Genomic DNA, 21272 nt, shown 5'->3' on the forward strand with positions numbered 1-21272 from the left:
TGAGAAGGGAGCCGAGGTCTCGTACAAAGCATCTCTATGCATACTTCTGACTGATACTTCGAAACAAACATTTGTTCCCAAAAATGGAACATGGTATATTTACGCATGCGCGTATTGTCACGCAAAACCTTGATGGAATTCTGGAGCAAGCACCCCGATTCGGAACAAGCTTTGAGGTCCTGGTTTTCTGAAGTCCAAAAAGCATCGTGGAAACGTCCCGTCGATATTAAAAAAGAACACCCGACCGCGAGCTTTCTTGCCGATAACCGAATCGTGTTCAACACCAAGGGCAACAGGTACAGACTGATCGTCAGGATATACTACAGCTACGGCCAGGTGTTTATCCGTTTTATTGGCACGCATTCCGAATACGACAACATCGACGCATCGACAGTATAGCAGAAAGAGAAGGTTGAGTTGATTATCAAACCGATTCATACAGAAACCGACCATATGCGGGCGCTGCAGCGTATCGATATGATTTTCGATGCCCGACCAGGCTCTCCGGAAGGAGACGAACTCGAAATTCTGGGAATCCTTGTGGACGAATACGAAAGCAGGCACTTCCCGATCGAGGCGCCAGATCCGATTGAAGCCATCAAATTCAGACTGGAGCAACTCGGGCTCACGCAGTCCGATCTCGCCCGCATCCTCGGTTCCCGTTCAAGAACCAGCGAAGTACTTGCAGGGAAACGAAAACTCTCCATCTCGATGATCAGAAAACTTCATGCGAGCCTGAATATCCCGGCAGACATTCTGATCAGGGATACAGCACTCTGAAATGCCATGTGTAATCCAGGGAACCCGAAGTACACAGGATCGAAGAAGCGTGAGGAGAGGTGACAAGCGCTGATGCTGAACAGGTCGAAGTCTACTATGCCGATATTACCGTGAGATTGATCAGCTTCACAATGTCCATCAAGGAGTTTATTTATGGATGATTTTCTCACATTCGTCGAAAAGGCGGTTCAGCTCTACGCGCTGAACATCGTTTTGGCGATAGTCATTTTTCTCGTCGGTCTCTGGCTTGCGGGTCGGTTGCGTAACGGACTCAAAAAGCTCATGCGCCGACGTCAGGTGGACGAAACCCTCACCAAATTCGCGGGCAGCGTAATCTATGCCACTTTTCTGATCTTCGTGATCATCGCGGCGCTCGGACAGCTCGGTATACAGACCACCTCGCTCATCGCCATACTTGGTGCGGCGGGACTTGCCATCGGACTCGCGCTTCAGGGATCGCTCAGTAATCTCGCTTCGGGTGTGATGCTCATCGTACTGCGGCCGTTCAGCGTGGGGCATTACATCGAGGGTGCGGGTATCGCCGGAACGGTACGCGGCGTGCAGCTATTCACCACCACGCTTATGACGCCTGACAATCGTCGCATCATCGTCCCGAATTCGAAGCTGACAAACGACAACATCATCAACTACACCATCGAGGAAAAGCGCCGAATTGATTTCTTTTTCTCCGTCGCCTACAACGACGATATTCGCAGGGCACAGGAAGTCATGCTGGAGGTGCTGCACGGCGACGCACGCGTGTTGGACGATCCCGAGGCCACGGTGGGCGTGTTCGAGTTGGGAGATAACGCGGTGAAGTTCGCCGTGCGTCCCTGGGTAAAAACCGAGGATTACTGGCCGGTGTATTTCGATATGATGCAAACGATGAAACGACGGCTGACGGACGAGGGCTTCAATATTCCCTTTCCTCAGCGCGATGTGCATCTGTATCATCATCGCGGCGATGCGCCGGAGCTGTGACGCAACAAGTGCCACAGATCGGCGTATTTGTTGGGAATGGGTCGTTTCTTAAAAAATGGAGCACCACCGTGAACGAACAACGATATACCATCACCCCGAGCGCAGTCGCGGGATTGCTGCTCGTGCTTCTCGGAATACTGTTTCTCCTCGATAATTACAACATGATCAACGCAGGGGCCTGGCTGCGTTACTGGCCCGTGCTTCTGGTGATACTCGGTCTGCTGAAGGCGACACGTCCGGGCAATGCGTCCGGCCGCATCTTCGGCGGGGTGGTGGCGACTATCGGTGCGCTCATGGTCCTGAACAGAGCGGACATTCTGCACATTTCCATCGGCAGCTTGTGGCCGCTGATACTCGTGGCCATCGGTCTCTCCTTCGTCTTTCGCTCCGGACGGCGGAAGCAGCACGCGGACGCGATAGCGGGGGACGGTGATTCCGTGCGGGGCAGCGCCATACTCGGCGGCATCGAGCAAAGCAACAGCTCGAAGCGCTTTTCCGGCGGCAGCGTCAGTGCCATACTCGGAGGACATGATCTCGACCTTCGCGAGGCCGACATGCCCGATCGCGGCGAAGCGGTATTGGACGTGTTCGCCTTCATGGGCGGCGTGGAAATTAAAGTGCCGCGGGAGTGGACCGTGGTTGTGGATGCCAGCGCCTTCCTCGGCGGTTTCGAGAATAAGACCTCTCCGCATCAGCACGGTCTGAAAACCCTGCGCATTACCGGCAGTGCCGTGATGGGCGGGGTGGAGATCAAGGCGTAACGCGGAACGCAGAACACGCAGAAAAAGCAGAACACGCAGAAAGCGAAATACGCAGACAAAGAGGAACGCGCGGAACACGGAACGCAGAACACGCAGAAAAGGCAGAACACGGAACGCAGAACACGCAGAAAAGGCAGAACACGGAACGCAGAACACGCAGAAAAGGCAGAACACGGAACGCAGAACACGCAGAAAAGGCAGAACACGGAACGCAGAACACGCAGAAAAGACAGAACACGCAGAAAGCGAAATACGCAGACAAAGCGGAACGCGCGGGACGTGGAACGCGGAACACGGAACGCAGAACACGCAGAAATGACAGAATACGCGGGTCGCGGAATTCGCCAAGATGGCATAAACAGGTTAAATAGAACGGAGCTCCCGGATGGCGCTTGTCACGATCGGGAGCTTCTTTCTGTTATGGTCGGGAGCGGAGGGCACACACGTGACCGAATGTACGAAGTATTCTCCCGTTGTTCTCAAAACGGATGCGGCTCCGGTGTGACGGAGAGGTGGCTCACCCTTTTCCCGCTTGTCCCTGCTTCGCAATAGGATGTCAGTATCCTCTGTTTCGTGCACGGCGCGCTGTAGCCAGGCGCTCCGCGTCACTGCTCTGATCCCTCAGCCGGGGGTGGCGGATATTGACCACCACTGAGATATTGTGCCGAACAATGCATCCTCCCATTCAGGACTGCAGATGTCTGATCGCGAACGGCGGCGATAATCCGTCAGAATCTCATCTCGTACGCGAAACTCTCCCTTAGAACCTCAGGCGGTGATACCGATGCTTTGGCCGGGAATTTCCGCGGTCCTCTTCGTGTTCGATGTGAACGTATCACTACCAACCGAGGAACGCCATGAAATGTCCCGTTTGCAGAGAACCCGATTTGGTCATCACCGATCGTCAGGGAATTGAGATTGACTATTGTCCCCAATGCCGCGGTATCTGGCTGGATCGTGGCGAACTGGATAAAATTATCGAGCGCACAGCGCCGCAGGCCTCTGCGGATTCCTATCGGAGTGAGCGGGGCGGAGAAAGGGACCGCGACCGGTATGCAGGCGGTTATCGTCATGATGACGACTACTATGAGCATAAGCACAAGAAGAAGAAGGGCGGATTACTGGGGGAGTTGTTTGACTTTTAACAATTCCAGCTACCGGATGCCTGGTCGGACGGCGGAGTCGTCCGCCCGGGCGTCGCGGCTGTATCGTGAAAGGACGCCGTCTGCATCCGCGGGAGAACGGATGTGCTTTGCGTGTGTCACTGAAATTTGTCTACATTGACGCAGCAAAATGGGACACAGGGGAGGTCCTGAATTCCGGTCGAGTACGAACAGGATATTTATGGCAACGACACATTGGCATACGGAAACCATAACGGATATCGCTCGTGAACTTGAGGTCCCTCTGTCGACGGGCTTGAGTGACGAAGTCGTCGAGGCGCGTCGCGCGAAGTATGGTCCGAACGAGCTCCGGGAGCATGGCGGTACTTCACCCATCAAATTGTTGTGGGCGCAGTTCACGAACACGATGGTTCTGATTCTGATCGCCGCTGCAGTGGTTTCCGGTTTCCTGGGGAAGGCGACGGAGGCCGGCGCCATCGGGGCTATCGTCGTGCTTTTCGCTATCCTGGGTTTCGTGCAGGAGTTCAGGGCCGAGAGGGCCATGGCCGCTTTGAAACGTCTGGCCGTGCCGGGCGTGCGTGTGCGGCGCGGAGGCAGTGTACAGGAAATATCCGCCGCACAGTTGGTGCCCGGAGATGTTGTTTTGCTGGAGGCGGGAAACGCCATTCCCGCCGATTTGCGCCTTGTGGAAAGCGTGAACCTTCGTATTCAGGAAGCCGCGCTGACCGGTGAATCGGAGGCGGTGGAAAAGCATACAGATCCATTGCCTCAGGAAGATGTCCCCCTCGGCGACCGGCGGAACATGGCGTACCTGGGTACCGTCGTCACCTACGGACGCGGCACGGCCGTGGTGGTTGCCACAGGCATGGACACGGAACTGGGGAACATCGCTACCTTGCTGCAAACTGTCGAATCCGGACTGACGCCATTGCAGCAACGACTCGATCAGGTGGGCAAACAGTTGGCTGTCGGCGGCGTCATCGTCGCCGTTCTGGTGATGCTCATCGGTATCCTGCGCGGCGAGGCCCTGGAGGAAATGTTTCTGACGGCTGTTTCCGTCGCAGTCGCCGTGGTTCCTGAAGGACTGCCCGCCGTCGTGACGATCACGCTGGCACTGGGCGCACAGCGTATGCTTCGCCGCCGCGCGTTGATCCGCAAACTTCCCGCCGTAGAAACTCTTGGTTCCGTCACCACCATTTGTTCCGACAAAACCGGCACGTTGACCGAAAACCGCATGACGGTCACGGTCATTGACGTCGCCGGGCACTTCCTGGAATTACAGGGCACGAAGCGCCATCCCGCCGCGGTACTCCTCCCGTCCGATGCCGGTCCGGATTTCCTGGAGAATCAACCCCCGGAAATTGGGCTCGCTCTTGCCGCCGGTGCCTTGTGCAATGATGCTTCCCTTCAACCTGATCCGCAGACTGGACGATCCGTTGCTCTGGGTGATCCGACCGAGGGTGCGCTGTTGGTTGCCGCTTCGCAGGGCGGTCTGGACAAGAGTGATCTGGAGCACATTGTTCCGCGTGTGGCGGAATTACCCTTCGACGCGGATCGCAAACGCATGACCACCGTGCATCGCCTGCCGGACGACAGAAGCACCTTGCCCGCTGCGCTCCGCGCACTGCACGATGCGCCGTCGCCCTTCGTCTCCGTTACCAAGGGAGCGGTGGATGGTCTGTTGCCGCTCTGTCACGCAATCTGGCTGAATGGCGTGGCGGCACCCCTGGACGACGCGTGGCGGAAGCGTATCACTGTCGCGAACGATGAAATGGCGCAGAACGGTATGCGCGTGCTGGGCCTGGCGATGCACTGGCAGGATACCGCCGATCCCTCGGAGGAGACGCTGATCTTTATCGGACTGGCAGGGATGATCGACCCGCCGCGACCGGAAGTGAAGGAGGCGGTGGCGACCTGCAAGGCGGCCGGTATTCGACCCATCATGATCACCGGCGACCATCCGTTGACAGCCAGATTTATCGCACACGATCTTGGCATCACCGACAAAATGCGGGTCACAACCGGACAGGAGCTGAGTCGCATGTCACCTGAGGAATTACGGGACGTCGTTCGTGAAGTGTCGGTGTACGCGCGCGTGACGCCGGAGCACAAACTCCGCATCGTGGAAGAACTGCAAGCGCAGGAGCAGGTTGTGGCCATGACCGGCGACGGCGTCAATGATTCGCCGGCGCTGCGCAAGGCCGACATCGGCATAGCCATGGGCATCACCGGCACCGACGTTTCGAAAGAAGCGTCGGAGATGGTGTTGCTGGATGACAACTTCGCAACCATCGTCTCGGCCGTGGAGGAAGGCCGCGCCATTTACGACAACATCCGCCGTTTCGTGAAATTCTCTATAGCGGGCAATGTCGGCAAGGTGCTGGTGATGCTGCTCGCCCCGTTGGGCGGCGTCAATGTGGCACTGCTGCCGCTGCAATTGTTGTGGCTGAATCTCCTCACAGACGGACTGCTGGGTCTGGGACTGGGGGTGGAGCCCGTCGAACCGAATGCCATGAAACGTCCTCCGCGCGCGCCGAAGGAAAGCTTGTTCAGCGGGGGCCTGACCCGTCACGTCATCTGGGTTGGACTGGTGATCGGTGTACTCGCGCTGGGTGTGGGAGCGCTGTACTACCTCGAGAGCGGAGGCAGCGACAATCGCTGGCAGACGATGATGTTTACGGCCCTGGCCTTCATGCAGATGGGGCAGGCACTGGCGTCCCGTTCCACCTTCGAGTCGCTGGCCTCCCTGGGACTCCGGTCCAATCCCGTCATGCTGGCACTGGTGTTGATTACGGCGACACTTCAGCTTCTTGTCCTCTATGTTCCCGCTGTGGCCGGCGTCTTCCACATTGCGCCCCTCGGTGTGCTCGATCTGCTGCTGTGCGCAGGCCTGGGGGCCGCAGTATTGCTGCTGATTGAATGGGAGAAGGCATGGCTGCGCCGTAAGGCAGCTATGACAGTACCCGGGTGATGCGGTCAACAACCCGCCCCGGGCGGTCCCTGAGCGAAGTTTCGGCGGTCCCTGAGCGAAGCCGAAGGGACGCTCAACCACCATTGAAGAGCCGCACAAGGCGCACAGGAACGCGGTACGTGGATCAACGTCAATCATGATCAATGATGCGCTCCCTCGATGTCATCCCGCGAAAGCTGAGATCGGGGGAGCAAGGGTGAGACAACGCGTCGATCCGGCTGTGCCGCTGTTCACATTTGCGTAAAGTAATCCGTCTTTTCGTCCGTATGGATCGCCAATGCGCCGGCGCGGACGAGCCGAACGAGCAGGCGTGTGGCGCGCCTGTCGGAGACGTTGATGAGCTTGGCATATTCCTTGACGGTGATGCGTTCGTTGCGCTCGAACCATGCGAACAGCCGTTTCTCCGCCTCGCCCACGATGAGCCGCACGGGTTCCGACGCGCCGTACTGATGCCGCAAGACGCGCACCATTTCCTTCGACGCCTGAATGCTTTTCTCGCCTACCCGGACATACGCTACACGATCTCCCGCGTCTGAACGCAGATAATGGGGCTTGTGCTCGCTTTCGGGTAAGCGTACGCAGATGATGTCGCGGCTGTCGATTTGAAAGATGAATACGGCATAGGGGAGCGGGGGATCGCTCAGCACTTCCGCGGCAATACGTATGTCCTCCATCTCACTTTTCTCGCTTTCCACACCCACCACGCTTTTATCGTCGTCGATACCGAAAATGACGGTGCCGCCGCGTGTATTCGCGAAGGCGATCATCTCGCGCGCGATTTTTTCGGGCGAGGAGACCTTGCGTTTGAATTCGACGGTCAGACCCTCGCCTTCTTCCAGCATTGCCGTAAGTTCGTGAAAGCGCATTGCAGCCTCATGCGTGAATAGTGCGTGTAAAGTATCCGAAAAAACCACCGAAGCGGCAAGCGTGCAGCCCTCCGAGCCGGGAGCCGAGAGCAAAGAGCGAAGAGCACGGCCGGCACAAACCGAGAGCAAAGGGCGGCCCGCAAGATCTACATGGGTCACGGAAAATTCGAACACCTTTACCCTTCACCCTTTACCTCTCCACGTGTCGTCCTTCGGACTAGGAGAGTGGGTGGGTTGTGCGTGACCCCCCACTGACGTTGGGGGTTAGAGGAAGTGTCGCCCTTCGGGCTCTTCGCTCTTCACCCTTTACCTACTCGTCGTCAAAACCACAAGACGTCCCGGCAGAAGACCCCTTTACTCTTCACCCTTCACCCTTTACTTCCCCAGTGGCGTCCTTCGGACTAGGAGAGTGGGTGGGTTGTGCGTGACCCCCAACTGACGTCGGGGGTTAGAGGAAGTGTCGCCCTTCGGGCTCTTCGCTCTTCACCCTTTACCTACTCGTCGTCAAAACCACAAGACGTCCCGGCAGAAGACCCCTTTACTCTTCACCCGTCACCCTTTACCTACTCGTCGTCAAAACCACAAGACGTCCCGGCAACAGATCCCTTTACTCTTCACCCGTCACCCTTTACCTACTCGTCGTCAAAACCACAAGACGTCCCGGCAACAGATCCCTTTACTCTTCACCCTTCACCCTTTACCTACTCGTCGTCAAAACCATAAGACGTCCCGGCAACAGACCGCTTTACTCTTTACCCTTCACCCTTTACCTACTCGTCGTCAAAACCACAAGACGTCCCGGCATCAGACCCCTTTACTCTTTACCCTTCACCCTTTACCTACTCGTCGTCAAAACCACAAGAGGTCCCGGCATCAGACCCCTTTACTCTTTACCCTTCACCCTTTACCTCCCCAGTGGCGTCCTTCGGACTCTTCACTCTTCATGTGTCGTCAGCCTCAGGCTGCGCTGCGCTTCGTTTAACGTTCAACAGTTTACCGTATTAACAGCGAATTGTAAATCCATTGCCGCTGTACCGTCATTTTCGTATCATTCACCTTGTCACCAACGCGCGAAAGCCAGACCACATGCCGATACTGTGCAACTATTATCTGACCTACCGCTGTAACGCCTACTGCGACTTCTGCCATTTCGGGGATCATGCGCAGTTCCGCGGGCAGCGGCACGCGGAAACCACCGACGTGCTGCGCAACATTCCTGCGCTGTACAAACTCGGCGTGCGCTTCATCGATCTGACGGGAGGCGAGCCGCTGTTGCATCCGGATATTGACGTCATCGCGCGTTGCGCAAAGGACGCCGGAATGCGCACCAGCATCACCAGCAATGGATTGCTGTATCCGAAATTTGCGCGGCGGCTGCGGGGACTGGTGGATCTGCTCCATTTCTCACTGGACAGCGACGACGCTGCGCAGCACGACGCGTTGCGCGGTGTGCCGTGCTTCGACGAGGTGATGCGCTCGCTGGACCTGGCGGCGGAACTGGGCGAGAAACCGGATCTGATTTTTACCGCTACGAGAGACAACTACACACGTCTCGCGGCGGTGCATGATATAGCGCGCTCGCGGGGACTGATGCTGCTCATCAATCCCGTCTTCGAGTATTTTCGGGAGGAGGACCTCCCCGAGGAAGCCCTTCGCGAGATCGAGCGCGTCGCGAAGCTCCCGATGGCCTATCTCAATCCGTCCTTCATCACGCTGCGGCGCCGGGGGGGCAACGATCCCGCCGCTCCGTTGTGTCGCGCGGCGTCCCGCGTCATCGTGATTTCGCCGGACGATCATATTCTGCTGCCTTGCTACCATCAGCACATGGAACGCATTCCCATCGAGGGAGATTTGCTGCGCGCATACCAAAGCGAGCGCATCGCCTGGCATCGCGAGAGGGAAGGGCGCCACTCCTTCTGCAAGGGATGTACCATCAATTGCTACTTCGAACCCTCCTTCGCCTTCCCGACCAATCTGCTGTCCATCGCGTCCGTTCCTTCCAAAATCAAATACGGTTACACCAAGTACATCGTGCAGCCCCTGCGCGGGAGATGACCGCAGGGAGGGAACCTCTTGCCGCGACCGTTCGTCAAAGCGTCGAATCGCAGGTCACCCCGAAGTGGTTTGCAGGAATCAGTCCCGTGTCAGTAAATTATTCGATACACGCTTCCGCCCGGGAATTGGCGGCGTCCCGCGATTGCGGTGACCGATACGGCGGCGATCAATTCAGAGTTTATCAGAGAGGATTGCATGGACGTCAACATCCAGGAGATCAACGAACGCATTCAAAAAGAGAGCGCCTTCATCGATATCCTGAAAATGGAAATCGGCAAGGTCATCATCGGGCAGAAGGCCATGGTGGACCGTCTGCTCATCGGTCTGCTCGGCAACGGGCACATTCTGCTCGAGGGCGTACCGGGTCTGGCGAAAACCACCGCCATCAAGACGCTCGCGGCATCGCTGCACGCCACTTTCCACCGCATTCAGTTCACGCCCGATCTTCTGCCCGCCGATCTCGTCGGCACCATGATTTACAATCAGAAAACCGGTGAATTCCAGACACGGCAGGGCCCGGTTTTCGCCAATTTCATTCTCGCCGACGAAATCAACCGCTCGCCCGCCAAGGTGCAGAGCGCGTTGCTCGAGGCCATGCAGGAGCGGCAGGTCACCATCGGCGATCAGACCTTCAAACTGCCCGATCCTTTCCTCGTCATGGCCACGCAGAATCCCATAGAGCAGGAAGGCACCTATCCGCTGCCCGAAGCGCAGGTGGATCGCTTCATGCTCAAAGTCACCATCGACTATCCCGCGCGCGACGAAGAATTGCGCATCATGCGCCAGCAGATCGCCGACGAAATTCCCGTCGCCAACCCCGTGGTCTCCACGCAGGAGATCCTCAGCGCGCGGCATGCCATGCACGCGGTGTATATGGACGAGAAAATCGAGCGCTACATCCTCGACATCGTGGAGGCCACGCGCCGTCCGAAGGATTTCCGTCTGGAAAGTCTCGCGCCCTACATCGCCTACGGCGGCTCGCCCCGCGCGTCCATCAATCTCGCCATCGCCGGCAAGGCGCACGCCTTCATACAACGGCGCGGCTACGTCATTCCCGAAGACATACGCGCGATTTGCTTCGACGTGCTCCGTCACAGAGTGGCCGTCACCTACGAGGCCGAGGCCGAGGAGATGACGTCCGAGCATATCATACAGCGCATCCTGGATACCATCGAGGTTCCCTGACGCGGCCGCACGACAGCACGGTGACGCTATTCACAAAGTGATCAGGCGATGGATACCACGCAGATTTTCAGAAATGTCCGGCAAATAGAAATCCGCACGCGGGGGCTGGTCAATCAGCTTTTCTCGGGCGAATACCATTCTGTGTTCAAAGGACGCGGCATGGAATTCACCGAGGTGCGCGAATACAATTACGGCGACGATGTGCGCACGATAGACTGGAACGTCTCCGCGCGTTTCAACAGGCCATTCGTCAAGGTGTTCGAAGAGGAGCGCGAACTCACCGTCATGCTGCTCGTGGACATGAGCGGTTCGCAGGATTTCGGGACCATGGTGCGCAAGAAGCGCGAAATCGCCGCGGAGCTCTGCGCGGTGCTGGCCTTCAGCGCCATCAAGAACAACGACAAGGTGGGCATGGTCATTTTCACCGACAGGGTGGAGACCTTCATTCCTCCGAAAAAAGGGCGCTCGCATATCCTGCGCATCATTCGCGATATTCTTGCCTACCAGCCGCAGGGCAACGGGACGAATCTCAAGGCGGCGCTGGAGTACTTCACCAGCGTGACCAAGAAGCGCTCCATCGTGTTTCTGGTCTCCGATTTCATTGACGATGGCTATCAGCGTCCGATGAAAATCGCGGCGCGCAAGCACGACCTCATCGCCGTGCGTCTCATTGACGCACGCGAGGCGGATGTGCCCGATGTGGGTCTGGTGAAACTGCGCGACGCGGAGAGCGGCAGCGAGCGTTGGATAGATACTTCACAGGCCTCGGTGCGGAAGGCGTGGCGCGAAAACTGGGAGCGACGCTTCGAAGCACAGTCACGGGAGTTCCTGATCTCCAATGTGGACGCCATCACCATCGACGCGCGCCGCGGCTATGTGCAGCCGCTCGTGGAATTTTTCAGAATGCGGGAGAAACGCTACCGATGACGTTACGGGCAATCATACCGCTGCTGTTGCTTCTCTTCCTTCCGGCGATAGGCGCGGCGCAGGACGTGCGCGTCAAAGCGGAGGTCGATTCCACCACCTTCCAGATAGGCGAGTGGATACACACACGTCTGGAGGTTTCCGCACCGAAGGACGCAAAACTGCAATTCCCGCAAAGCGACGACGACATCGAGAACGGCGATTTCGTTTCGATAGACAACGAGGAAATGGAGGCCGGGGACCTCTCGCAGCTCGTGCGCCGCGAGATGATCATGACGGTATTCGACACCGGCCGCATCGCGGTGACGGTGCTCGTGCGCTACCGTCTCCCCGGCGACACCACCAGTTATGTGGCACGATCCAACACCCTCACCTTCGTCATCGGCACCGTCGCCCTCGACACCAGCATCACGTTCAAGGACATCCGGGATGTGATGCACGTCTCCCTGACCGTGTGGGACTATCTGCTCATCATCGGTATCATCGCGGCGGTCGCGCTGCTCGCATGGTATTTCTACAAGCGTTGGAAACGGCGTCCTGTGATTGAAGCGGAGGAAGTACCCGAGCCCGAGCCCGAAATTCCTCCGCACGTCGAAGCGCTTGCCGCAATTGATCGTCTCGAAAAAGACGCTCCCTGGCGGCACGGCGAGCACAAGGGTGCGCAATCGCGACTGAGCGAGATTCTCCGGCAGTACATCGAACGCCGTTATCGCTTCCCGGCTCTCGAAGAAACGACTGGCGAAATCATGCGCGACGCGGTACGTTATGGCGTGGAGCGCGATATGCTCGTCGAACTCGAGCAGACGCTGCGCGTTGCAGACCTTGCGAAATTCGCGCGCTTCGAGCCGAGCATACCACAGCATGAAGACGGTGTACACTTCGCCCGGCGATTCGTGACACGCACGACACCGGTGGCTGCTTCGTCGCTGGAGCGTGGGCAGGGAGGAGAGGCATGATTCCGGAAATCACGCAATTCGCCAATCCCGCGTTTCTCTGGCTTCTGCTGCTCTTGCCACTGCTGACGGCGTGGCACGTGTGGAAGCGGAACCGCCTCACCGCCTCGCTGCGTCACTCTTCGCTCGACGTATTGCGCGGGTTGCCTTCCGGCTGGCGCGCGCATCTGCGCCACCTGCCCTTCGCCCTGCGCATGCTCGCGCTTGCGGCGCTCATCATCGCCTTCGCGCGTCCGCAGACCTCGGCGCGGGGGGAGAATGTGTACCGCGAGGGAATTGATATCACTATTGTGCTCGACATTTCCGGCTCCATGCTGGCGGAAGATTTTCGTCCCAACCGCCTCGAAGCGGCAAAAACCGTGGCGCAGGAATTTATCCTCGGCCGCGAAAGCGACCGCATCGGCCTGGTGATTTTCGCCGGCGAGAGTTTTACGCAGTGTCCGCTCACCACCGACTACAGCGTACTCGTGGATCTCCTGAAAAAAGTGAAAACCGGCTATCTGCAGGACGGCACAGCGATAGGGGAAGGCGTGGCCAACGCGGTGAATCGCATGAAGAACAGCAAGGCGAAAAGCCGCGTGATGATTGTTCTCACCGACGGGGTCAACAACATGGGCTCCATCGATCCGGCCACCGCGGCCGAGATAGCCGCCACCTTCGGCATCCGCATGTACACCATCGGTGTGGGCACGCGGGGAACGGCGCCGTATCCGTTTAAAACGCCGTTCGGCATTCAGTATCAGCAGATGCCGGTGGAGATTGACGAGACCATGCTGCGGCAGGTGGCCGAGCTGACCGGCGGCGAGTACTTCCGCGCAACGGGGAACCGTGCGTTGCGCGAGATCTACGAACGCATAGACAAAATGGAGCGCACACGCGTGGAAGTCACGGAATTTCACCGCTACACGGAGCTGTTCTACGGATTCGTGCTGTGGGCGCTCGCTTTGTTTGCCGCGGAATTGCTGCTGCGCGCCTTCGTGTTCCGGAAAATTCCCTAGCAATGACAAACAGGTCGCATCGATGATTAAATTCGCCCATCCGGAATATCTCACCTGGCTGTTCGCGCTGCCGGCGCTGGCCGCGCTGTTCTGGTATGTGTGGTTTCGGCAGCGGCGGGGGATGCGGCGCTACGGCGACAGCGCGCTCGTCAGACGCATGATACCCGAACGCAGCGGGGTCAAGCATTGGTTGCGCATGTCGCTGATTCTTCTTGCCGCCGCGTCGCTCATCGTGGCGCTGGCCAATCCCAAAGTCGGCACGCGCTTCGAAGAAGTCACGCGCAGCGGCATTGACATTATCGTCGCGGTGGACGTGTCCAACAGCATGCGCGCGGAGGACATTCAACCCAACCGCATAAAAGCCGCCAAAAAAGAACTGCAAAACCTCATTAACAATCTCAAGGGCGATCGCATCGGCATCATCGTGTTCGCCGGCGACGGCTATACGCAACTGCCTCTCACGTCGGATTACAACGCGGCCCTCATGCTCACCGATGTAATCACGACGGGCATCGCCCCCAAGCCGGGTACCGCCATAGGCACCGCCATCAATCTTGCGCGCGAGTCCTTCGAGAAGGAGGAGGGCAAGTACAAGGCGCTGGTGATCATCACCGACGGAGAGAATCATGAAGACGATCCCGTCGAGGCAGCACGCGAAGCGGCGGATGAGGGCATCGTCATTCACACTATCGGCATGGGCTCGCTCGAAGGCGCACCGATTCCCGCGGGCGACAGTCCCAACGCCGGTTACAAGCGCGACAACAGCGGCGAGATGGTTCTCTCGCGGCTCGATGCGGAAACCTTGCAGAACATCGCCGCGGCGACGGAGGGGACCTTCACGCAGGCCGTCAGCGGCAGGGACAATCTCGCCACCGTGTTCGAGCAGATCGAGCGCATGGAGAAAAAGGAATTCGGTACGAGACAATTCACCGATTTCGAGGATCGTTTCCAGTTTCCCCTTGCGCTCGGATTGCTGTTGCTCATAGGCGAATTGTTTCTATCCGAAACGCGCAACCGTTTCCTCGCGCGCTTCTCCATTTTCGCCCCGAAGGAAAATGACTGAACCGGAGATGACACGATGAACAGGATACAGCTTCTCGCACTTGCTCTGGCGCTCCTTCTCCCTGCCGCTTCCGCGACCGCGCAGTCTTACCGCGGCCTCGTAAACGACGCGAACGAGGCCTACCGGCAGAAGAAATACGATGCTGCCCGCGACGGCTATGCGAAAGCGTCGAAGGAAAAACCCGACCGCATCGAAAGCTGGTTCAACAGCGGGAATACCGCCTACCGCACCGATGACATACAGACCGCGCTCAAGCAGTACGAACAGGCCGGGAAGCGGGCCCGCAGCAAGGAGGAAGTCGCCGGCGCACTGTACAACGCCGGAAACGTGTTCCTGAACGCCGCGGAGAAGGGCGCCGACAATCCCGTTCTCACGCAGGCCGCGGGAGGCGACGCCGCAAAACTCCGCATGGAAGGGTACCGGCAGGCCATCGGTATGTACAAGCAGGCGCTCAAACTCCATCCCTCCGACGCGGACGCACGCTACAACCTCACGTATGCGCGGAAGAAGCTCGATGAGCTTCAGCAACAGCAGCAGAATCAAAATCAGAATCAGGACAAGAAACAGGAAAAACAGGACAAGAATCAGGATCAGCAGAATCAGGATAAGAGCAAGCAGGAAGAGCAGCAGAAACAGGATAAACAGGATCAGCAACAGCAGCAACAGCAGAACCAGAAAGATCAGCAGCAGAAGGATAAGGCGAAGCAGGACCAGCAACAGCAGCAGAAACCGCAGCCGCAAATGTCCAAGCAGCAGGCGGAGCAGATTTTACGCGCCCTGGAACGCCAGGAAAAAGATTTACAAAAAGAAAAGCGGCAGCAGGTGCCTGTCCGAATTCAGGTGGAAAAAGACTGGTAAACCCATGAACTCCGTGCGCAGACATGCTCCCATGATATCCCTGCTGCCGGGCGGCGCGCTCGCCCTGCTGTGTCTCTTGTGCCTGGCGATACCGGCGGCGGCACAGCAGGCGCAATTCATGGCCAGCGTGGACAGGACGGAAGTGCCGATGGGACAGCAGTTCCAGGTGACGTTCACACTATCGGGCGGGAGTCTCAAGCGCTATTCCGACTTCCGTGCCCCGGATATGAATCGCGACTTCCTCACCCTCGCCGGCCCCAGCACCTCGCAGAGCATGCAGGTAATCAACGGACGCGTGTCCACCAGTATCGCCTGGACCTTTGTCTTACAGGCTCGAAATACAGGGACGTTTACGCTCCCGCCGGCGTCCATCAATTACGATGGCGCGGTCATGAAGACCAATACGATCAAAATTACCGTCACCCGCGCCGCGCCGCAGACGCAGCAGCAACAGCAGCAAGGCCGGCAGCAGGGCGGAAATGCGCAGGTGGAACTCGGCGACAATCTCTTCATTCGCGCTATCGCCAACAAGACCAATGTGTGGATGGGCGAGCCCATCACCGTGACCTACAAACTGTATTCGCGCGTGGCCTTTCAATTGGATAATCCCATCAAGCTGCCGCGCATGATCGGTTTCTGGAGCGAAGACATCGAAGCGCCGACACAGCTGCAGCCCCGGGTTGAAGTGTACAACGGCAAGCAGTACGAAACCTATATGCTGCGCAAGGTGCTCTACTTCCCGACACAGTCCGGCAATCTCACCATCGAGCCCTTCGAAATCGGAACCACGGTGCGTGCCCGCAAACGCCGTAGCACCGGCGATGACTTCTTCGACCGCTTTTTCAGCGACCCGTATTTCGATTCCTATGAGAGCGTGAAGAAAACCCTGCTGACCGAAAAGGTGAAGGTGACGGTCAAGCCCCTGCCGGAGGAGGGAAAACCGAAGAACTTCACCGGTGTCGTGGGCAGCTACAGCATGGATGCTTCGCTGGACAGGACACAACTCAAAACCAATGAAACCGCCACGCTGACTCTGCTGCTCAAGGGAAAAGGGAACCTCCGTCTGCTCGATGCCCCCGTACTGGAATTTCCGTCCGGCATCGATCACTACGATCCGACCATCACGGAGGATGTGAAGCTGTCGGAAGGATCCATGACCGGATCCAAGACCTTCGAGTATCTTTTAGTGCCGCGTTTCCCGGGCAAGTCCACGATACCGCCGGTCGAGTTCAGCTATTTCGACCTGGACAAAAAGCGCTATGCCACGCTTCGCAGCGACGCCTTCTCCCTCACCATCGAGGAGGGGGAATCGCGCCGACAGGCGGGTACCGTCGAGCAGAAAATGATAGATTATCTCGCGCTCGACGTCCGCGCTCCGAAAGCGCTGCCTCCCGACGGCATCCGGCCCGGCCGGCAGGGGATAGGAGTCATCGGACTGGCGGGTCTGTATATTCTGCCGCTCCTGGCTTTCGTCGGAGCGCTTGCATGGAAACGTCGTTACGACCGTATTCATGGCGACACCGCCGGGCTCAAGCGCCGCCGCGCCACACGCGTCGCGGAGAAGCATCTCGGACGCTCCAAGCAATATCTGGATAAAGGCAACATTGACGAGTACTATCTCGAAATCGCGCGGGCGCTCTGGGGCTATGTGCAGGACACGCTTGGTCTCCCCACATCCATGACGGCGTCTGCGACCGTGGCCGAGCAGCTCGCGGCGCGCGATGTGCCGGACGAAGTTGTGCAACGCATGCTCCGCGCCCTGCACGCGGTAGACTATGCCCGTTTTTCTCCTTCGCGAGCCGAGATGGCCGAAATGCGCGATTTGTACACCGGCAGCAAGAATGCGATTATCGAGACGGAGCAGAATCTGAAGGGGAGGAAATCATGAAGCTTCTCCTTCGTGCCGGCGTTTTCCTGTTGCTGACGATGCACGCCTGGTCAAGTTCGGGACCCGCGGTCCGTTTCGCCGAAGCCCTGCAGTCCTATAAAAGCGGCCAGTACTCCGAAGCGATATCGCTGCTCGAGTCGCTGGCGCGTGATGGTCACGCGGGATACGAAGTGCAATACAATCTCGGAAACGCGTACTACAAGAACGGCGACATCGGAAAAAGCGTCCTCGCGTTTCAGCGTGCCTTACGATTGCGGCCGACGGACGAGGACGCGACGCACAATCTCAATGTCGTGCTGGCGCGAACCCGCGATCGGGTCGAGCCCATGCCGCTGCTCTTTTTTGTACAATGGTGGAACGATCTGAAGATGTCCCGGCTGCCCGATGATTTTCTCCTCTGGTCGGTGATTTTCCTCTGGCTGACCGCTGCCGCGGCTTTTGTGTTCTTCGGTTTCAGGTCCACCTTCGTACGACGCCTGGCGCTGGTGGGCGGTGTGTTGATCGCGTTGTGTTTCGCGGCAAGTTTTTCATTGTACAGCGAGCGGCTGGCGGATTTCCATCAGCGAAACTTTGCCGTTGTCATGGCGGCACAGCTCTCCGTGAAAAGCGCACCGGATGAATCGGGCATAGAGAGCTTCATTATTCACGAGGGACTCACCGTCGAAATTCTCGAGCGCCGCGACGAACAGCTCCTCATCCGCCTCGCGGACGGCAAACAGGGTTGGATACCCTCCTCACAGATCGAAAGAATCTGAGCCTCCAGCCCTTGAGCTCTTCTTTCCTGTGTCGCATCCGCTGCGGGAGACGGCTCAAGCGGAGCACGGATCAGGGAGCCGGCTGCGGAAGCAGTTTTATCGGAGCGCACATCTTCCTGAGTTGAATGTTAGGGCTGCTGTGGGTATTTTCAAGCATTGAGCATCCGGAACAAAGCCGAATTCCATGAAACGTCGTTCTGTCGTCCTTGTCTTTTCAGTGGTCCTGCTCGCCTGCGCTTCGACCGCATCGGCGCAGCGCGAAGATGATATTCTCCGCCCCGTGCCTTTCCGCTTTCATGTGGGTCCCCTGATTGGCCTGGGGTACAATGCCTCCTACGGCGAGTTTCAGACCTTGTGTCAGTGTGAATACAGCGCCGGATACGGCTTCGGACCCATTATCGGCGGCTTCATTGATTATCCTGTCAGTCGTGATCTGTCCGTGTATGTCGTCGGCGGAACGCAGTCTCTCAACGCGTCCTATGACAAGGCGCAGCAGCGCTACGAGTACGTTGAGCAGATGGGGCAGTTTCGCGCCATAGATTTCGAGCTCGAAACCGACCTGACGCTGTACACCTTCGGTGTCGGGACCTATGTAAAATGGGATACTCCGGTGTCCGGACTCTATCTTGCGGCCGGGCCGGAATTCGGTTTTGTCTTGTACAGCAACATCGAGGAGACGGAGCGCATCGTGTCTCCGGGCTACACCTATATCCCCTCCGGCGAGCGCGAAAGCGTATTCATGGATGGCGGCCTGAGTGAGTATTACGATGCCAACACATTCCGTATGGCTGTGGCGGGAAAAATCGGGTACATCATTCCGATACTTGACCGGCTTGCCATCGCGCCTGAATTCACCGTCGCCGTGCCGTTCACGTCGGTAACGGCGGAGTATGGTACCTGGAAAATTCTTCCGTATCAATTCACCATCGCAGCCCGTTTCGGTATCTGACATCCTTCCTTTTCAGGAGTATTCATGCATCTGCTTGTTCGACCGCACACCGCGCTGGCATTTTTTCTTCTCCTTGCCGTGTTCTCAACGGAAGAGGGATCGGCTCAGCGTTCGGTTATACCGCATGGTTTTGCCGCACGGTATCCCGGTGCGCTTACCGTTGGTGTTTCGGGTGGTCCGTTGATCCTTCTCGGCTCAAACGGTCCGACAGGCACCTGCGATTGCGTCTACGACGAAGGAGGCGGTACCGGTTTCAACGCGGGGATCGCTTTCGATGTGTACATCAATCCTTTGTTGGGGCTGCGAGTCCAGGGTATGTTCGAATCGCATGCACCGGTATTCAGCAAGAATCTGACCCGTGATCTGTATTCTTCCGACGGCTCACCGGTGACGGTCGAAGCTGAGCGGCGATTCGAAGCGGATCTCCGCTACGCAGGCATTTCCATGCAGCTGCTATGGTTTACCGGAGCGGGGGACCTCTTCCTTACCGCCGGTGCGGGCGCCGGATTCTTTGTTGACGGGACGGCGCTCGATCAGGAGACACTCAATAGTCCCGGCGTTTTTTACCAGCAGGGTTCAAACCGCGCAGTATATCATGACGGGGATCTCAAAGACTTTGCCGATCCCGGTCTTCGTGCCTCGCTTATCGTGGGTATTGGCTATGATTTGGCACTCGCACGCGGTCTCGCGCTCGCACCCGAAGTACAGCTCGATGTGCCGTTGACCTCCGTGACCAGCGAGCACAGCGAGTGGAAACAGCTTGCGCTGCGTTTCAATGCAGCGTTGCGGCTTGGAATCTAGTGCTTTCGTTGAAACGACATAACGTATTGTCATAAAATCATTTAGCTCGGTTGTTTCAATTGGACTCACCCCTCACCCCCAAGGAAGATTCCGCAATGCTCGCCGGGATCATTGACCATACGCTGCTGAAGCCCGAGGCGGGAGAGCGTTCCATCGTGCAACTATGCGACGAAGCGCGCACCTACACCTTCGCATCCGTGTGTGTCAATCCATCCTGGGTGCGGCTGTGTTCTACGATTCTTCACGATTCTGCGGTTGCGGTATGCACCGTGATCGGTTTTCCTCTGGGGTGTTCAAAAACGGAAGCGAAAATTCGCGAAACCGAATTGGCCGCGCGTGATGGCGCGCGTGAATTCGATATGGTTATGCACATCGGGCGCTTCAAGGACAGGGATTTCGCGTATGTGGAACACGACATTGCGCAGGTGGTGCGCACAGCGCAAACAGCACTTCCGGACGGCCTCGTCAAGGTCATCCTCGAAACGGCACTGCTGAACGAACAAGAAATCGCCGAAGCCTGCCGTATCGCGCTGCACGCGGGTGCCCATTTCGTGAAGACCTCCACCGGTTTCGGACCCGGTGGCGCTACAGTGGAGGCGGTGCGCCTCATGCGCGCAACGGTGGGCAGTGACTGCGGCGTAAAAGCCAGCGGCGGGATTCGCGATCGCGCGACGGCGCTCGCCATGGTGGAAGCCGGAGCCGATCGCCTCGGCACCAGTTCCGGAATCATACTACTGACAAAATAATCGGAGAGAATCATGAAAACCCTTCCACGCAGTATTCTCTGGGGCCTGCTTATAAGTCTGCCGCTCTTCCTGGCTTCCTGCAGTTCCAGTGAAGAGATCAGCGACGCCGCTTCGAGCACCGAGGGTGACGAAGCGGTGTTCGAACGCGTCGACAAAGAAGAGTCCATCATTCCGGAGACCGACGTGCCCTCCGACGCAAAGCCCGCACAACCGCAGCCCGCCAAAGCCGAACGCACTGTTCCCGTGCAACCGCAGAGCGATCCTCCCACGGCGCAGGAAGCCCCCGCCGTTCCCGCCCGTCAGGAAACACAGGTCCCGCCGGTGCAGCCCGATGCAACCGAGACAAAACAGCCTGCGGACGCCGGTGCCAGCGGCACGATGATGTGGAGCGTTCAGCTTGGGGCATTCAAGAGCGAAGCCGGCGCACTCCAGCTCATCGAAGAAGTGAAGAAGAAATTCAATCAGCCGGTGTACAAGCGCTACGATGCCGTCACAGGGTACTACAAAGTGACGCTCGGTTCCTACCAGCTTCGTGAGGATGCCTCGCGTTTCAAGCTTGACGTGCAGTCCCGCGGCTATCCCGATGCTTTCGTTGTCGAAGTGGCGCGTTGAGC

At 57.9% G+C, this 21272-nt stretch carries 20 protein-coding genes; 19 read left to right on the forward strand and 1 reads right to left on the reverse strand.

What is annotated here, in order from left to right; translation table 11 throughout:
- Nucleotides 1-105 precede the first annotated feature (105 nt).
- The 6 genes from M5R41_02110 to M5R41_02135 all read left to right on the forward strand — a co-directional run bounded on the left by M5R41_02110 (nt 106) and on the right by M5R41_02135 (nt 6617).
- Nucleotides 106-399 (forward strand): type II toxin-antitoxin system HigB family toxin, encoded by a 294-nt coding sequence (locus tag M5R41_02110; GenBank protein ID MCZ7555184.1) that lies wholly within the window; start codon nt 106-108, stop codon nt 397-399.
- Between the two features lie 18 nt (nt 400-417).
- Entirely contained in the window at nt 418-780 is a 363-nt protein-coding gene (locus M5R41_02115; GenBank protein ID MCZ7555185.1) for a helix-turn-helix domain-containing protein, read from the forward strand.
- Between the two features lie 153 nt (nt 781-933).
- Nucleotides 934-1761 (forward strand): mechanosensitive ion channel, encoded by an 828-nt coding sequence (locus M5R41_02120; GenBank protein ID MCZ7555186.1) that lies wholly within the window; start codon nt 934-936, stop codon nt 1759-1761.
- A gap of 68 nt (nt 1762-1829) precedes the next feature.
- Entirely contained in the window at nt 1830-2522 is a 693-nt protein-coding gene (locus M5R41_02125) for a cell wall-active antibiotics response protein (protein ID MCZ7555187.1), read from the forward strand.
- Nucleotides 2523-3379: 857 nt separating this feature from the next.
- On the forward strand, nt 3380-3667 hold the full coding sequence (locus M5R41_02130; protein ID MCZ7555188.1) for a zf-TFIIB domain-containing protein: 288 nt from the start codon (nt 3380-3382) through the stop codon (nt 3665-3667).
- Nucleotides 3668-3866: 199 nt separating this feature from the next.
- The gene (locus M5R41_02135; protein ID MCZ7555189.1) at nt 3867-6617 is read left to right on the forward strand and encodes a cation-translocating P-type ATPase; all 2751 of its coding nucleotides are present in this window, start codon (nt 3867-3869) and stop codon (nt 6615-6617) included.
- A 230-nt stretch (nt 6618-6847) separates the two neighbouring features.
- Here M5R41_02135 and M5R41_02140 read toward each other — a convergent pair whose 3' ends face one another.
- Complete coding sequence (locus tag M5R41_02140; protein MCZ7555190.1) at nt 6848-7483, reverse strand: ATP-binding protein; 636 nt, start codon at nt 7481-7483, stop codon at nt 6848-6850.
- 1086 nt (nt 7484-8569) lie between these two features.
- Here M5R41_02140 and M5R41_02145 point away from each other — a divergent pair.
- The 13 genes from M5R41_02145 to M5R41_02205 all read left to right on the forward strand — a co-directional run bounded on the left by M5R41_02145 (nt 8570) and on the right by M5R41_02205 (nt 21270).
- On the forward strand, nt 8570-9538 hold the full coding sequence (locus M5R41_02145) for a radical SAM protein (GenBank protein ID MCZ7555191.1): 969 nt from the start codon (nt 8570-8572) through the stop codon (nt 9536-9538).
- 195 nt (nt 9539-9733) lie between these two features.
- Nucleotides 9734-10723, forward strand: coding sequence for an AAA family ATPase (locus tag M5R41_02150; protein ID MCZ7555192.1), 990 nt, complete (start codon nt 9734-9736; stop codon nt 10721-10723).
- 48 nt (nt 10724-10771) lie between these two features.
- Nucleotides 10772-11650 carry a DUF58 domain-containing protein gene (locus M5R41_02155; protein MCZ7555193.1) on the forward strand — a complete coding sequence of 293 codons (879 nt, stop codon included), beginning with the start codon at nt 10772-10774 and terminating at the stop codon, nt 11648-11650.
- Nucleotides 11647-12603, forward strand: coding sequence for a hypothetical protein (locus M5R41_02160; protein ID MCZ7555194.1), 957 nt, complete (start codon nt 11647-11649; stop codon nt 12601-12603). The genes M5R41_02155 and M5R41_02160 overlap by 4 nt, the downstream gene beginning before the upstream one ends.
- Complete coding sequence (locus tag M5R41_02165; protein ID MCZ7555195.1) at nt 12600-13598, forward strand: VWA domain-containing protein; 999 nt, start codon at nt 12600-12602, stop codon at nt 13596-13598. The genes M5R41_02160 and M5R41_02165 overlap by 4 nt, the downstream gene beginning before the upstream one ends.
- A gap of 22 nt (nt 13599-13620) precedes the next feature.
- The gene (locus M5R41_02170; GenBank protein ID MCZ7555196.1) at nt 13621-14661 is read left to right on the forward strand and encodes a VWA domain-containing protein; all 1041 of its coding nucleotides are present in this window, start codon (nt 13621-13623) and stop codon (nt 14659-14661) included.
- A 15-nt stretch (nt 14662-14676) separates the two neighbouring features.
- Nucleotides 14677-15519, forward strand: a complete 843-nt coding sequence (locus M5R41_02175) for a tetratricopeptide repeat protein (GenBank protein ID MCZ7555197.1) — start codon at nt 14677-14679, stop codon at nt 15517-15519.
- A 4-nt stretch (nt 15520-15523) separates the two neighbouring features.
- On the forward strand, nt 15524-17407 hold the full coding sequence (locus tag M5R41_02180) for a BatD family protein (GenBank protein MCZ7555198.1): 1884 nt from the start codon (nt 15524-15526) through the stop codon (nt 17405-17407).
- Nucleotides 17404-18162: a tetratricopeptide repeat protein gene (locus M5R41_02185; GenBank protein ID MCZ7555199.1), complete on the forward strand. Its 759-nt coding sequence runs from the start codon at nt 17404-17406 to the stop codon at nt 18160-18162. The genes M5R41_02180 and M5R41_02185 overlap by 4 nt, the downstream gene beginning before the upstream one ends.
- Before the next feature lie 184 nt (nt 18163-18346).
- Nucleotides 18347-19111: a hypothetical protein gene (locus M5R41_02190; protein ID MCZ7555200.1), complete on the forward strand. Its 765-nt coding sequence runs from the start codon at nt 18347-18349 to the stop codon at nt 19109-19111.
- Between the two features lie 24 nt (nt 19112-19135).
- Nucleotides 19136-19912, forward strand: coding sequence for a hypothetical protein (locus tag M5R41_02195; protein ID MCZ7555201.1), 777 nt, complete (start codon nt 19136-19138; stop codon nt 19910-19912).
- Between the two features lie 95 nt (nt 19913-20007).
- Nucleotides 20008-20658 carry a deoxyribose-phosphate aldolase gene (deoC, locus tag M5R41_02200; protein ID MCZ7555202.1) on the forward strand — a complete coding sequence of 217 codons (651 nt, stop codon included), beginning with the start codon at nt 20008-20010 and terminating at the stop codon, nt 20656-20658.
- A gap of 12 nt (nt 20659-20670) precedes the next feature.
- Nucleotides 20671-21270, forward strand: a complete 600-nt coding sequence (locus M5R41_02205) for an SPOR domain-containing protein (GenBank protein ID MCZ7555203.1) — start codon at nt 20671-20673, stop codon at nt 21268-21270.
- Nucleotides 21271-21272: the final 2 nt, after the last annotated feature.

Source organism: Bacteroidia bacterium (assembly GCA_027493955.1).
Taxonomy (GTDB): Bacteria; Bacteroidota; Ignavibacteria; order SZUA-365; family SZUA-365; genus JAOSJT01.